The following is a 14,091-nucleotide window of genomic DNA, read 5'->3' as shown; positions in this document are numbered from 1 at the left end:
ACCAAGGAAAGCGTTCCACCCAAATCGTAAAAGTCCAAAACGACCCACTACTAAATAACAAATAAATACATTTAAAAATGCATTACGAATTAAATTTATCGGAAATGTTAATAATCTTTTCGAAAGCATTGTCATTCTCATGATCCAATACACACATGAAATCGAAACGCACATCGGACGACCGGAAACTGGACCACGCGATATTGCTGGCGATGCGCCGGCAAGCGGCGAAAGCCGTACGTGAAGGACACGACGTGGCGACTCAGTCGCCTGATGCCCGGCGCACGCGAGCCTGTGTTCCTCGTACGCGACGGCCATCCGATTCACAAGGCCAAGCGGATCCAGGACTTCGTGAAGGCGCAGACGGGACGCCTGAAGCTGTTCTATTTACCGCCTTACTCGGCGCACCTGAACCCCGATGAGATGTAATGGACGCCTCCCTCCCTCGTTGGGTCTGGAGGGGCAGCAGAAACGGCGGAGCCCTCGCTGTACCCGACGGCATCGGAGTGCCAAAGTGGTGGCGTTGAAACGACCACAAGGGGTAAGGAGGGCTCGAAATGAAGACTAGGACATTTGGCGTGGACCTGGCAAAGCGGGTTTTCCAGATTCACTGGGTGGACATGGAAACGGGCGAGAGTATGGACCCACGCGAAGCGCAGCGTCGCCAAACGCCTCTTGCAGTCCAAAGACGAAATGAAGCGACTGGCCATCGGTGCTCTACGCCGCATCGGAAAGTTGCCGGCACTGGTGAAGTCTTTCTTTCACCAGCCTGAATGCCAATATGCCTCTATGTGACGCTTCTTTCGGAAATCTTGATAACTATCCGGATCGTTAGAAAAAGACTATTTAAATCACAGTTCGATAGAGCTATAGTCAAAACCATGTAACGCACTCGTTACGATGAACCGGTAGGTTGATCAGGCAGTTTTTCCAACACACCCAGGAGTATCGGAATGAAAACCGTTGGCGACAAACTCGAAGCGTTCACCGTCACTGCGGCGAAGCCCGGCTTCAACACTTACGAAGAAAATGGCGTGTCGGCATTCGAAGAGATCACGGAGCAGTCGTTCCCGGGCAAGTGGAAGATCCTCTATTTCTACGCGAAGGACTTCTCATTCGTGTGTCCGACGGAAATCGTCGAGTTCGCCAAGCTGGTCAAGGATTTCGACGAGCGCGACGCGGTGTTGCTGGGCGGCAGCGTGGACAACGAATTCGTGAAGCTGGCGTGGCGCCGTGAGCACAAGGACCTGAGCAGGCTCAACCACTATTCGTTCGGCGACGTGAAAGGCGAACTGATCGACCAGCTCGGCGCGCGCGACAAGGAAGCGGGCGTGGCGTTGCGCGCAACGTTCATCATCGATCCGGACAACACAATCCAGCACGTTTCGGTCAACAACCTGAACGTCGGCCGTAACCCGGAAGAAGTGCTGCGGATTCTGGACGGTCTGCAAACGGACGAACTGTGCCCATCCAATCGCGCAGTCCGCGGCGCAACGCTGTAAGCATGGCGGCCGGGCGCCCGCTAAGCCCGAAAGAGCCAGCGGGCTTCTTTATCGACAACCGGATAGGAGATATCAATGGAATGTCCGTCCTCGATTAAAGCGCTCGTGTCTGACTACGCCAAGGACATTCGGCTTAACCTCGATGGGACGCCAGCGGGTTTGCCTTCGGCGGCGGGATTGTTCTGTTCTGTAGGCCCACGGCATTGGCATTCGAAACAAGATCAATGCCAAAGGCAACAACCCAAAAATCAATGCTTGATTAACAGAACAACAGCTTGAGCTTCAATGCCCTCCCCTCTCCCGAGGTAACCAAGTTTCTCATTGGTCTTGGCCTTGACGTTAACCCGCTCGACCGGCAGATCAAGATCGGCAGCGATATTAGCCCGCATCCCCTCGATATGGGGAGCAAGCTTGGGCGCTTGCGCAACAACGCTACTATCGACATTAGCGATGGAAAACCCGGCCGCCTTCACGCGAGCAAAGCACTCGCGAAGCAAAACCCGGCTATCCGCGCCAGCGAACCTGGTATCAGTGTCGGAGAAATGCCGCCCGATATCCCCCATTGCGGCAGCACCAAAAATAGCGTCGGTAATGGCATGCAACAGCACATCCGCGTCCGAATGCCCGAGCAGCCCGCGCTCATAAGGAATCGTCACGCCGCCGATAATCAACGGACGCCCCGGCACCAGCGCATGCACGTCATATCCCTGCCCAATCCTCAAATCCATATGCGTCGAGTCCGCTAATAAAAATTGAAATCCTGAATCAGGAAGCCGAAGACCGGCAAAGAATCGCCTCGGCCAGATCGAAATCTTCCGGATACGTGACCTTGAAGTTCCGCAAGCTGCCTTGCACCAGCTTCGGAGCGTGCCCGAGCCACTCGATCGCGCTCGCTTCGTCGGTCAAATCGTGACCGTCCGCCTGCGCGCGCAGAATCGCCTCGCGCAACATGCCGATACGGAACATCTGCGGCGTCTGCGCCTGCCACAGACCATCACGAGCTTCGGTGCGGGCAATCCGTCCATCGCTCGAGCCGGCGTCGATGCGCTTTAACGTATCCGCCACCGGCAACGCCATGATTCCGCCCACCGCGTCGTCCTTCAACGCGCCAATCAGCGTGCGGATGAGCGCAGGCGTAATGCCGGGCCTTGCCGCGTCGTGCACCAGCACCCAATCGTCGTCGCGTGCGCCGAATTCGGTCAGCGCGTGCAACCCGTTCAGCACCGACGCCTGGCGCGAAGCCCCGCCGCAGCGGCGCACGGCGAAACGCAAGCCGCCGAAGCGGCGGGCGTCGAAGTGCTGGTCGTCAGGCGCAATCACGACCAGCGTTTGCGCAAACTCGCTGCACGCGTCGAACGCGGCCAGCGAGTAATGCAACATATCGCGGCCGGCGACAGTGCGATATTGTTTGGGCATCGCGGCGCCGGAACGGCTGCCGGTGCCGGCGCAAGGAATCAGGGCAAATAGACGGGAAGTCACGAGTGCGGATGCCGCGAAGTCAAAGTAAATGACGGATTTTATAATAGGTCCTTCGCATCCACGCCCCGACACGCGTAAACTTGCCGATCACGTGTGAGCCCAAGGCCGCCTTTTCTCTTCTATGCCAGACATCGCCGCATCATCGCAGTACTCCCCGCCCGTCGCGCTCGTCAAGGCCGGCCAGCGTTTCGCCTTCGACGGCACGCACGGCTCGTCCGACGCGCTGCTGATCGCCCGCTACCATCTCGCCTACCGCGAGAAGGTGCCGCTGCTGGCGGTCGTGTGCGAAAGCGCCGTCGACGCGCAGCGGCTGTCGCAGGAAATCGGCTTCTTCGCCCCCGAGGCACGCGTGCGCCTGCTGCCCGACTGGGAGACGCTGCCTTACGACACCTTCTCGCCGCACCAGGATCTGGTGTCCGAGCGCCTTGCCACGCTGCACGACCTCGGCGAGGGCCGCTGCGACATCCTGCTGGTGCCCGCCACCACGGCCCTCTACCGGATGCCGCCCGCGTCGTTCATGGCGGCCTACACGTTCTCGTTCTCGCAAGGCGAGCGGCTCGACGAGGCCAGGCTCAAGGCGCAGTTGACGCTCGCCGGCTACGAGCACGTGAGCCAGGTGGTGCGTCCCGGCGAATACTGCGTGCGCGGCTCGCTGCTCGACCTGTTTCCGATGGGCTCGCCGCTGCCGTACCGGATCGACCTGTTCGACGATCAGGTCGACTCGATTCGCGCATTCGACCCGGACACGCAGCGCAGCCTTTATCCGGTCAAGGACGTACGCATGCTGCCGGGCCGCGAATTCCCGTTCGACGAAGCCGCCCGCACCGCCTTCCGCAGCCGCTGGCGCGAAACCTTCGAAGGCGACCCGAGCCGTGCGTCGATCTATAAGGACATCGGCAACGGCGTGCCGTCGGCGGGCATCGAATACTATCTGCCGCTCTTCTTCGACGAAACCGCCACGCTGTTCCATTACCTGCCCGAAGGCGCGCAACTGGCCTTCGTCGGCGATCTGGACGCGGCGATCCGGCGCTTCACCAACGACACAAGGCAACGCCACAACTTCCTGTCGCACGATCGCGACCGGCCGATCCTCGAGCCGCAGCGTCTGTTCCTCTCGGACGAGGATTTCTTCACCTTCGCCAAACCGTTCGCGCGACTCGTGCTGCCCACGAACGCAGGCGGCGCCTGGTCGCTTGCGTTACCGAACCTCGCGATCGACCGTCATGCGGACGATCCCGTATCCGCCTTGCGCGCGTATCTCGACACCACGCCGAACCGCGTACTGTTCGCCGCGGAATCGGCGGGACGTCGCGAAACGCTGCTGCAGTTGCTGGCCGACAATCACCTGAAACCCGCATCGAGCGACAGCTTCCAGAACTGGCTCACGGGCGACGCGCGTTTTTCGCTGGGCGTCGCGCCGCTCGCCAACGGTTTTGCCGTGCCGGAAGATGGCATCGCGATCATCACCGAGACCGAACTATACGGACCGCTCGCGCGCCGCGCGGGACGCCGCCGCCAGGAACAGGCGAGCAACGTCGATTCGATGGTGCGCGACCTGTCCGAGCTGAAGGTCGGCGATCCGGTCGTGCATTCGCAGCACGGCATCGGCCGCTATATGGGCCTCGTCACGATGGATCTCGGTGAAGGCGAAACCGAGTTTCTGCACCTCGAATACGCCGGGGAAAGCAAACTGTACGTGCCGGTCGCGCAACTGCATGTGATCTCGCGCTACAGCGGCGCCGATCCGGAAAGCGCGCCCTTGCACTCGCTCGGCTCCGGTCAGTGGGAAAAGGCGAAGCGCAAAGCCGCCCAGCAGATCCGCGACACCGCAGCCGAACTGCTGAATCTGTACGCCCGTCGCGCCGCGCGCGAAGGCCACGCGTTCGCACTCGAACCGAAAGACTACGTGAAGTTCGCCGAGAGCTTCGGCTTCGAGGAAACGCCGGACCAGGCCGCGGCCATCGCCGCGGTGATCGGCGATATGACGAGCGGCAAACCGATGGATCGCCTCGTTTGCGGCGACGTCGGCTTCGGCAAGACTGAAGTCGCATTGCGCGCGGCATTCATCGCGGTGATGGGCGGCAAGCAGGTGGCGCTGCTCTCGCCCACCACGCTGCTCGCCGAACAGCACACGCAAACCTTCACGGACCGCTTCTCCGACTGGCCGGTACGGATTGCCGAGTTGTCGCGCTTCAAGTCGACCAAAGAAGTCAACGCGGCGATCCAGCAGATCAACGAAGGCAGTGTCGATATCGTGATCGGCACGCACAAGCTGCTGTCCTCGGATGTGCAGTTCAAGCGGCTGGGGCTCGTGGTCATCGACGAGGAACACCGCTTCGGCGTGCGCCAGAAGGAAGCCTTGAAGGCCTTGCGCGCTGAAGTCGACGTGCTGACGCTCACCGCCACGCCGATTCCGCGTACGCTCGGCATGGCGCTCGAAGGTCTGCGCGATTTCTCGGTGATCGCCACCGCGCCGCAAAAGCGCCTCGCGATCAAGACCTTCGTGCGTCGCGAGGAAGAGAGCGTGATCCGCGAGGCGATGCTGCGCGAGCTGAAGCGCGGCGGCCAGGTCTACTTCCTTCACAACGAAGTCGAGACGATCGAGAATCGCCGGCACATGCTCGAAGCGCTGGTGCCCGAAGCGCGAATCGCGGTCGCGCACGGACAGATGCACGAGCGCGAACTCGAACGCGTGATGCGTGACTTCGTCGCGCAACGCGCCAACGTGCTGCTGTGCACGACGATTATCGAAACCGGTATCGACGTGCCGAGCGCCAACACGATCCTGATCCACCGTTCCGACAAATTCGGTCTCGCCCAGTTGCATCAGTTGCGTGGCCGCGTGGGCCGTTCGCACCACCAGGCGTATTCGTATCTGCTGGTGCACGATCCGCAAGGTTTGACGAAACAGGCGCAGCGCCGGCTCGAAGCGATCCAGCAGATGGAGGAGCTCGGTTCGGGCTTCTATCTGGCGATGCACGACCTCGAAATTCGCGGCACCGGCGAAGTGCTCGGCGACAAGCAATCGGGCGAGATTCAGGAGATCGGTTTCCAGCTCTATACCGACATGCTGAACGACGCCGTGAAAGCGCTCAAGGACGGCAAGGAGCCCGACCTCACCGCGCCGCTCGCCGCGACCACCGAGATCAACCTGCACGCTCCGGCGATTCTGCCCGCGGACTATTGCGGCGATGTGCAGGAGCGTCTGTCGCTGTACAAGCGCCTCGCGAACTGCGAACACAACGATTCGATCGACGGTATTCAGGAAGAGTTGATCGACCGCTTCGGCAAGTTGCCGCCGCAAGCGCATGCGCTGGTGGAGACGCATCGTTTGCGGCTGGCGGCGAAGCCGCTGGGAATTTCGAAGATCGATGCAGGCGAAGCCGTGATCGGTTTGCAGTTCATCCCCAATCCGCCGATCGACGCGCTGCGGATCATCGAGATGGTGCAGAAGCACAAGCACATCAAGCTCGCCGGTCAGGACAAGTTGCGCATCGAAACACGCAGCCCGGATCTGGCGGTTCGCGTCGCGACGGTGAAGGAAACCTTGCGCGCGCTCGGTTCACCGAGCCGCGGCACGGCGGCGGCTGCCGTCGCGCGATAACACGATCGCGCGCAATTAAAAAACGCGCTACGTCCAGCCGTTTTTCGTTCATGCTGCGGTGCGCAAAACGCGTGCCGCAGCACGCGGCTGCCGCAGCATACGGCTGCCTTTTTTTTGGGTATGATCGGAAGACTCAAATGCTGGAGTCCCGTCATGTCTCACGTCGCTGAATCAGCGCAGTCTTCGTCCCCCCCCGCCTCCGCATCGAACACCGCCTCGCCTGTTTCGCTTCCCTGGGTCACCCGCCTCGTGTCGATGGACACGGTAAGCCGCAATCCGAATCTCGGCCTGATCGAAACCGTGCGCGACGAACTGCGCGCCGCCGGTATCGAAGCCACGCTCACGCACGACGAAAGCGGCAAATGGGCCAACCTGTTCGCGACGATTCCTGCACACGACGGCGAGACCAACGGCGGCGTGGTGCTGTCGGGCCATACAGACGTCGTGCCGGTCGACGGTCAGCAATGGGACAGCGATCCGTTCAAGCCGGAAATCCGCGGCGACAAACTGTACGGGCGCGGCACCTGCGACATGAAAGGCTTCATCGGCGCAGCGCTTGCGCTGGTGCCCGAGATGCAGCGCGCCAAACTCGCCAAGCCGATTCACCTCGCGCTTTCGTTCGATGAAGAAGTGGGCTGCGCGGGCGCACCACTGCTGATTGCAGACCTGATGAAGCGCGGCGTGAAGCCGGACGGCTGCATCGTCGGCGAGCCCACCAGCATGCGCCCGATCATCGCGCACAAAGGCATCAACGCGTATCGATGCTGCGTGCGCGGCCAGGCCGCGCATTCGTCGCTGACGCCCAAAGGCTTGAACGCCATCGAATACGCCGCGCGCCTGATCTGCTACATCCGCGACATGGCCGACCAGTTCCGCGAGCAAGGTCCATTCGACGAGCTGTACGACGTGCCCTTCACCACGGCGCAAACCAGCACGATCATCGGCGGCAATGCGATCAACACGGTGCCGGCCGAATGCAGTTTCCAGTTCGAATTCCGCAATCTGCCCACGCTCGATCCCGAACCGATCTTCGCGCGCATCGACCAATACGCGCGCGAAACGCTGCTGCCGAAAATGTTGCGCGAGCATCCATCGGCGGCGATCGAGATCACCAAGATCGCCGCGGCGCCCGGGCTCGATTCGTCTGAACAAGCGGCCATTACGCAACTCGTGCGTGCATTGACCGCCGACCAGGACAAACGCAAGGTAGCGTACGGCACGGAAGCCGGGCTGTTCTCGCTGGCGGGAATTCCGAGCATCGTCTGCGGACCTGGCGACATCCAGCAGGCGCACAAGGCGAACGAATTCGTCGCGCTCGACCAGCTCGTCGCCTGCGAGCGTTTCTTGCAGAAATTCATTCACAGCATGTCTGTCGGCGCCCCGTAGGAAGTCCCCTTGGGGGACGCACGCGCGCCCTGAAACTGAGCGGCTCGAAAAGAGTCCTACGCATACCGACAAAAAACCACGCCCACGCCATGTCAACCGCCACGCCGCAGCACACCGACCATACGATCGACGGCGAGCCGATCCCGACTCTCGACGACATCGCCACACAACATTTCGCGCTGACGCCGTGGGTCACGCGAACGCCAGTGTTCGACCGGCTCGACTTTCCGTCGCTGGAAGGCACGGTGGTGAACTTCAAGTTCGAGCTGCTGCAAGCGGGCGGCAGCTTCAAGGCGCGCGGCGCATTCACCAACCTGCTCGCGCTCGACGAAGCGCAACGCAGCGCGGGCGTCACCTGCGTGTCGGGTGGCAATCATGCGGTGGCGGTCGCGTACGCGGCGCAGCGGCTTGGCATCAGTGCGAAGGTGGTGTTGTTCCGCACCGCCAATCCAGCGCGCGTCGCGTTGTGCCGGCAGTACCGTGCCGAGATCGTGTTCGCGGAAAATCTCGCCGAAGCCTTCGAACTGGTGCGCCGCATCGAGGCGGAGGAAGGCCGCTACTTCGTGCATCCGTTCAACGGCTATCGCACGGTGTTGGGGTCGGCCACGCTCGGCTACGAGTGGGTCACGCAAACGCCCGACCTCGAAGCGGTGATCGTGCCGATCGGCGGCGGCGGCCTCGCCGCCGGGGTCGCCACGGCAATGAGGCTAGCGAATCCACGTGTGCATGTGTACGGCGTCGAACCCGAAGGCTCGGATGCGATGGGCAAGAGCTTCGCCGCCAATCACACGGTCAAGATGGGCCATATGCACAGCATCGCCGATTCGCTGATGGCGCCGCACACCGAGGAATACAGCTACGAACTATGCCGCCGTCACATCGACCAGCTCGTCACCGTATCCGACGACCAACTGCGCTCGGCCATGCTGACCTTGTTCGGTCAACTTAAGCTGGCCGTCGAACCGGCCTGCGCCGCTGCAACCGCAGCGCTGCTCGGACCGCTGCGCGAAAAACTGCAAGGCAAACGTGTGGGCGTTCTGCTATGCGGCACCAACACCGACCCGGTCAGTTTTGCGGCGCACATCGAACGGGCTCGCGCGCTAACGCCGGAGTTTCCGGCTTAGTTTCCGATTAACCCAAATTAACAATCCAGCACGCCGTTCCCGGCCCAAAGACTGGTCAATCCTTATGAGGTTGGTATCATTCGGGGATCAATTTTCAAGGGGGATCCTCTATGAGCATGGTCAAGGAATTCAAGGAATTTGCCCTCAAGGGCAACGTGATGGATCTAGCCGTCGGGGTGATTATCGGCGGCGCATTTTCCACCATCGTCAATTCGATTGTTAAAGACCTGATCATGCCTGTTGTCGGGGTCGCCACCGGCGGTCTCGATTTCTCCAACAAGTTTGTCCGCCTGGGTGCGATTCCGGCCAGCTTCAAGGGCAGCCCGGAGTCGTATAAAGACTTGCAGACGGCGGGCGTCGCCGTGTTCGGTTATGGCTCGTTCATCACCGTCCTGATCAACTTTCTGATCCTTGCATTCATCATTTTCCTGATGGTCAAGTTCATCAACAATCTGCGCAAGCCGGCTGAGGCCGCACCGGCCGAGCCGCCGCCGCCGACGGAAGACGTGCTGCTGCTGCGCGAAATCCGCGACTCTCTCAAGAACTCGTCGCGTTAAGCATTCGAGCTGGCGTCGCGAGGCGCCATCTGCCGGGTCCAGTAAAAAGGCCTGCTGCGATCGACTCGCAGCAGGCCTTTTTATCGTGCACTCAACCTAACCGCAGCACACTTGTGAATCAACTGGCGCGCCGGGTGTCTTTCCCGGCCTTCCGGCTCACCGCGCTTTCGATCATCGTTTCAAGCTGGCCGAAATTGACCGGCTTGGTCAAATGCGAAGTGAAACCGGCGCTCAGACAACGGCGCACGTCTTCGTCGGTGCCGAAGCCTGTCAACGCGATCGCGGGCACGTTCGAATGTTCGCGGAACGCCTTGATGAAATCGAGGCCGGTGCCGTCGGGCAAGCCTACGTCGCTGACCACCAGGTCGAAGGTGCTCACCTGGGTGGCGGCCAGCGCGTCGTCCACGCGTCCGACCACCGTCACGTCGTGTCCGAGGCTGCGAATCAGCTGTGCCATCACCTCGGCGGTATCGAGGTGATCTTCGATCAGCAGAATGGTCAGAAGGCCGGCCGAATGCACTTCAGCGGGCGCACTGACGAGGGGTGCCTCGGCAGGTTTCGCGGCGGTCGGCAGCGTGATCGTGAAGGTCGCGCCGCAATGCGCGCCCGGGCTTTGCGCAACCACCGTGCCGCCATGCACGTCAGTCAGCGCCTTCGTGATCGCGAGACCGAGGCCGAGACCGCCGAACTGCCGCGTCATGTTCTGGTTGCCTTGCTCGAACGCGTTGAACAGCTTGCCGATCTGTTCCGGTTCGATGCCGATCCCCGTGTCTTCAACCGAGATCTGCACGTGCATGCGTTCGTCGCGTGTACGCACGTAGATATGGCCGCCGTCCGGCGTGAACTTCGCGGCGTTGCGAATCAGGTTCCACAGCATTTGTTGCAGCCGTGCGCGGTCGGCCAGCACGTAGTGGTGCTGGGCGTTCTTGTGCACGTGCACGTCTTGCTGCTTGACCTGAATCTCGCTGCGAAACAGTTCGAGCACGCTGTCGAGCACATCGTGCACGTCGACGGTTTCCAGCGACAGACGCAGTTTGCCGTTCGCCACCCGCGTGAGGTCGAGCAGATCGTCGATCAGCCGCGCTTCGAGTTCGACATTGCGACGAATCATGCGCACGCTCGCGCGCGCCTGGTCGGGCAGACCGGGGATCATCTCGAGCACGCTGGCGCCGGCCAGCACCGGTGTGAGCGGCGTGCGCAATTCATGCGACAGCATCGCCAGAAAGCGGTCTTTCGCGCGATTGGCTTCTTCGGCAGTCTGGCGGGCGGCCTGTTCCGACGCGAGCAGCCGTTCACGCTCCTCGATCGCTTCACGCTGCGGATGAATATCCGTGCAACTGCCGAACCATTTGGTGACGTTGCCGTCGGCATCCCGCATGGCGACCACGCGGGCATCGAACCAGCGAAATTCGCCGTCATGGCGGCGAATCCGCAGTTCGTGGCGATAGTCGCCGGCGCCGCTCTTCACCGCCTTGAGCCAGGTGCTGCGGATTTCCTCACGGTCGTCGGCATGCACGGCGTCGAGCCAAGCGAGGCCGTACGAACGATTTTCGGCGAGCCCCGTGTAGTCGAACCATTGCTTCGAGAAAAAATCGCAATCGCCCTCCGCGTTGCAGGTCAGCACAAGGTGCGGCAACGCCTCCGACAAGGTCCGGTAGTGCTGTTCGCGATCTCGCAGCAACAAGGCTTCGTCCGAGGCTTTCTGCAGGCGCACCTGCGACAGCACCCGCTCGACGGCCTCGGGCAGGTAATCGAGGTAATCGCCGGACTTGGGCACCACGTCGGACACGCCCGCGCGCAATGCCTCGATCACGCGGGATTCGTCGGTGAAACCGGTCACGAGAATGGCGGGAATCCGCACACCTTCAGCGCGCAAGCGGCGAAAAAAATCGAGGCCGGTCTCCGGCCCGCTCAACTGGTAGTCGAGCACCAGCAGGTCGGGCGAGCCGGCGGCGAGCCGCTCGCGGGCCGACTCGACACCTGCGCAGATCGCCACGCGGCAGCCGGCGCGCTCGAGCGACTTGCGCGCAAGCCGCAGGATGCCTTCGTCGTCATCGACTACCAGTACATACGCGGCGGGCTGCGTGGATACTTCTTCGGTCATGCGGAGTCTTCTTTGGCTAGGTCTGATGTAGCGATATTGTCATGGCTGCTTTCGGTCACCTTTCATGAGGCGCCCCTCACGGCGCTGCCAGCCGATGGCCGGACGGCAGCTTGACCACTTGCAGGAAAAAGCCGAGACGGCGCACCGCTTCGATGAACGCATCGTATTCAACCGGCTTGGTAATGTAGACGTTGCAGCCGAGCTCATAGCAGCGCGCGATTTCGCGTGGATCGTCGGTCGTGGTCAGGACGATGACCGGCACCGCGGCCGTCTGCGGCGAATCTTTCAGGCGCCGCAACACCTCGAAACCATCTACGCGCGGCATCTTCAGATCCAGCAACACGACGAAATTCGTCAGATCTTCGCGCGGCGGATAAGGGCTGGTAGAGGCGTCGGCCGGCGCCGGGCCGAAGAAATAATCGAGCGCTTGCTGACCGTCGCGAAAACGCACGAAGCCGTTCGAAACGCCGGCGCGGCGCAAGTTGCGCTCGACGAGCGTTGCATGGCCGTCGTCATCTTCGATCAGCACGATGCTGACCGTCTCCCCGTGACTCATATGCCCTCCGTACCGACGATTTGGTTATGCATACAGCTTCCAGATATTCCCACTGCTGGTCTCAATTCAACGACGTGCCGGCTGTTCCGGCAGCACGACGAAAAAGGTCGACCCCGCGCCTTCCGCCGACTCCACCCAAACCCTGCCGCCGTGCCGCTCGACGATCCGCCGCACCACCGCGAGCCCGATGCCCTCGCCGCTCGCGACGTCGCCGTGCAGACGCTGAAACGCACGGAACACCTTCGACATATACGCCGCCGGAATTCCAAGTCCGTTATCGCGCACGTAATAGGTACGGGTGCGTAGCGCGCGCGGCTCCAGTTCGTCCACGGGTTCCGGCTCCAGCGCACCGATCTCGATGCGCCCGTGACGCACCGGGTCGAGATAATTGAGCGCGTTGCCGATCAGGTTGCTGAAAATCTGTTCGATCGCGCCCGGGTCTCCCCACGCGGGCGGCAACTCGCGCACGGTGACGACCGCCGCGCGCTGGCTGATCGCGCCTTGCAGCGCATCGACCACTCGTCCCACCACCCGGCCGACGCTCACGCGCTGCCACTGATATTCGAGCCGGCCGGCGCGCGAAATGCGCAACAGCGCGTCGATGATCGCCGCGGCCCGCGTCACCGCGGTACGCAGATATTGCAAGGACTCCCGCACGTCGCCGTCGAGGATATGCACCATGCGCCGGTGCTCGGCGTGCGGCAAGCCGGCCGCCTCGACGGTGCCGTGCAGTTCGTCGCACGACACCTGTAACTCTTTTGAAAAGCCTTGCAGATTCACCAATGGCGAGCGCAGATCGTGCGACACGCTATAGATGAACATTTCGTTGTCTTGCGTCTCCTGGCGCAGCTCCTCGTTGACGCCCGCGAGTTCCTGCGCGCGCGCTTCGAGCCGCGCTTTCAGCAAGGTCTGCTCGCCTTCCGCTTCGCGCAGACGGGCGCCCGTCTGATGAAGCACCGCATCGAGTGCGGCGATTTCGTCGTTGCCGGAGAGCGGCGCCGCAAGCGGCCTCCCGTTGCCCAGCCGCTCGGCATTATCGGTCAGCACTTCCAGCCGCCGGCCGATGCTGCGCGCGAACACCATGGCAGTGGCTGCCCAGATCAGCATCGAGCCGATCACGGCGGCGATCAGCGCGTCTTGCTGGCGCTCGCCCCGCCGCGCAAGGGACGCGTCGCGCTCTGCGTCGAGCCGCGCCGCTTCGTTGACGAACGCGGCAAGCTCGTCGCGAAACAGTGCGATCTGCTGGGGCAGCGCGCCGTTTTCCCGTGCAATGAACGCACTCAGGCTGCGCCCCGTATGCAGGGCCTGCGAGATCGCGGCGGTCTGCGCGCGATACGCTTCGATCGCCTTTTGCATCTGGTGCACCCGCAGGACTTGCTGCGGCGTATCGCCGACCAGCGTCTCGAGGTGCGCAAGCCGGTCGCCGAGCTCGACCCACACTGTATGCCGGTCAATAAACGACGGGTCGCCGACGACCATGCCCGTGCGTACCCGCGCGGCCTGATGCAGCAGCGGATCGACGATGGCAGACGACTGATAGAGGATCTGCTTGCTGTTGGCGACCCACTGCGCGGCCTGCGCCGTTTGCTCCTGGGTATCGAAGACGACGCCCAGAAGCGCCAGCTCGACCACGCTCGGCACTGCAATCAGCAGCAGACCCTTGGTAAAAAGTTTCATGTTCGCCCAAGGGGTCACTCAGGCCGCGGCGGCACGCGCGGACGGCTTGCAGCCTGGCCTGCTGCCGGGCCGCGCGGGACTGGACCGGCGGGCACGGCGCGC

The 14,091-nt window shown here is 62.2% G+C and carries 10 protein-coding genes and 3 pseudogenes; 8 read left to right on the top strand and 5 right to left on the bottom strand.

Features of this window, described 5'->3' with window-relative positions; genetic code table 11:
• Positions 1-261: 261 nt before the first annotated feature.
• The 4 genes and pseudogenes from DLM46_RS06200 to DLM46_RS40050 all read left to right on the top strand — a co-directional run.
• Positions 262-423, top strand: a pseudogene (locus DLM46_RS06200) (transposase); the annotation flags it as partial.
• Between the two features lie 210 nt (positions 424-633).
• Positions 634-795: pseudogene (locus tag DLM46_RS06195) on the top strand (IS630 family transposase); the annotation flags it as partial.
• Positions 796-953: 158 nt separating this feature from the next.
• The gene (locus tag DLM46_RS06190) at positions 954-1,502 is read left to right on the top strand and encodes a peroxiredoxin (protein WP_115099878.1); all 549 of its coding nucleotides are present in this window, start codon (positions 954-956) and stop codon (positions 1,500-1,502) included.
• 75 nt (positions 1,503-1,577) lie between these two features.
• Positions 1,578-1,658, top strand: a pseudogene (locus DLM46_RS40050) (carboxymuconolactone decarboxylase family protein); the annotation flags it as partial.
• Between the two features lie 92 nt (positions 1,659-1,750).
• Here DLM46_RS40050 and ispF read toward each other — a convergent pair.
• Both ispF and ispD read right to left on the bottom strand, forming a co-directional pair.
• Positions 1,751-2,230 carry a 2-C-methyl-D-erythritol 2,4-cyclodiphosphate synthase gene (gene ispF / locus DLM46_RS06180; RefSeq protein ID WP_115099877.1) on the bottom strand — a complete coding sequence of 160 codons (480 nt, stop codon included), beginning with the start codon at positions 2,228-2,230 and terminating at the stop codon, positions 1,751-1,753.
• 37 nt (positions 2,231-2,267) lie between these two features.
• Entirely contained in the window at positions 2,268-2,981 is a 714-nt protein-coding gene (gene ispD, locus DLM46_RS06175) for a 2-C-methyl-D-erythritol 4-phosphate cytidylyltransferase (protein ID WP_115099876.1), read from the bottom strand.
• Positions 2,982-3,102: 121 nt separating this feature from the next.
• Here ispD and mfd point away from each other — a divergent pair, with 121 nt between their 5' ends.
• The 4 genes from mfd to mscL all read left to right on the top strand — a co-directional run bounded on the left by mfd (position 3,103) and on the right by mscL (position 9,652).
• Entirely contained in the window at positions 3,103-6,585 is a 3,483-nt protein-coding gene (mfd, locus tag DLM46_RS06170; protein WP_115099875.1) for a transcription-repair coupling factor, read from the top strand.
• Positions 6,586-6,738: 153 nt separating this feature from the next.
• The gene (argE, locus tag DLM46_RS06165; RefSeq protein WP_115099874.1) at positions 6,739-7,971 is read left to right on the top strand and encodes an acetylornithine deacetylase; all 1,233 of its coding nucleotides are present in this window, start codon (positions 6,739-6,741) and stop codon (positions 7,969-7,971) included.
• 89 nt (positions 7,972-8,060) lie between these two features.
• Positions 8,061-9,095 (top strand): threonine/serine dehydratase family protein, encoded by a 1,035-nt coding sequence (locus DLM46_RS06160; protein WP_115099873.1) that lies wholly within the window; start codon positions 8,061-8,063, stop codon positions 9,093-9,095.
• A gap of 110 nt (positions 9,096-9,205) precedes the next feature.
• Positions 9,206-9,652 carry a large conductance mechanosensitive channel protein MscL gene (mscL, locus tag DLM46_RS06155; RefSeq protein ID WP_115099872.1) on the top strand — a complete coding sequence of 149 codons (447 nt, stop codon included), beginning with the start codon at positions 9,206-9,208 and terminating at the stop codon, positions 9,650-9,652.
• Positions 9,653-9,770: 118 nt separating this feature from the next.
• Here mscL and DLM46_RS06150 read toward each other — a convergent pair whose 3' ends face one another.
• From DLM46_RS06150 to DLM46_RS06140, 3 genes are all read right to left on the bottom strand, one after another.
• Positions 9,771-11,756 carry a hybrid sensor histidine kinase/response regulator gene (locus DLM46_RS06150; RefSeq protein WP_115099871.1) on the bottom strand — a complete coding sequence of 662 codons (1,986 nt, stop codon included), beginning with the start codon at positions 11,754-11,756 and terminating at the stop codon, positions 9,771-9,773.
• 76 nt (positions 11,757-11,832) lie between these two features.
• Positions 11,833-12,312, bottom strand: coding sequence for a response regulator (locus DLM46_RS06145; RefSeq protein ID WP_115099870.1), 480 nt, complete (start codon positions 12,310-12,312; stop codon positions 11,833-11,835).
• A gap of 66 nt (positions 12,313-12,378) precedes the next feature.
• Positions 12,379-13,989, bottom strand: coding sequence for a sensor histidine kinase (locus tag DLM46_RS06140; RefSeq protein ID WP_115099869.1), 1,611 nt, complete (start codon positions 13,987-13,989; stop codon positions 12,379-12,381).
• Between the last annotated feature and the right edge of the window lie 102 nt (positions 13,990-14,091).

It is taken from the genome of Paraburkholderia lacunae, from assembly GCF_003353175.1.
Taxonomy (GTDB): Bacteria; Pseudomonadota; Gammaproteobacteria; order Burkholderiales; family Burkholderiaceae; genus Paraburkholderia; species Paraburkholderia lacunae.
The sequence above is the reverse complement of the archived record's forward strand: the minus strand, read 5'-3'. Positions and strand labels throughout refer to the sequence as shown.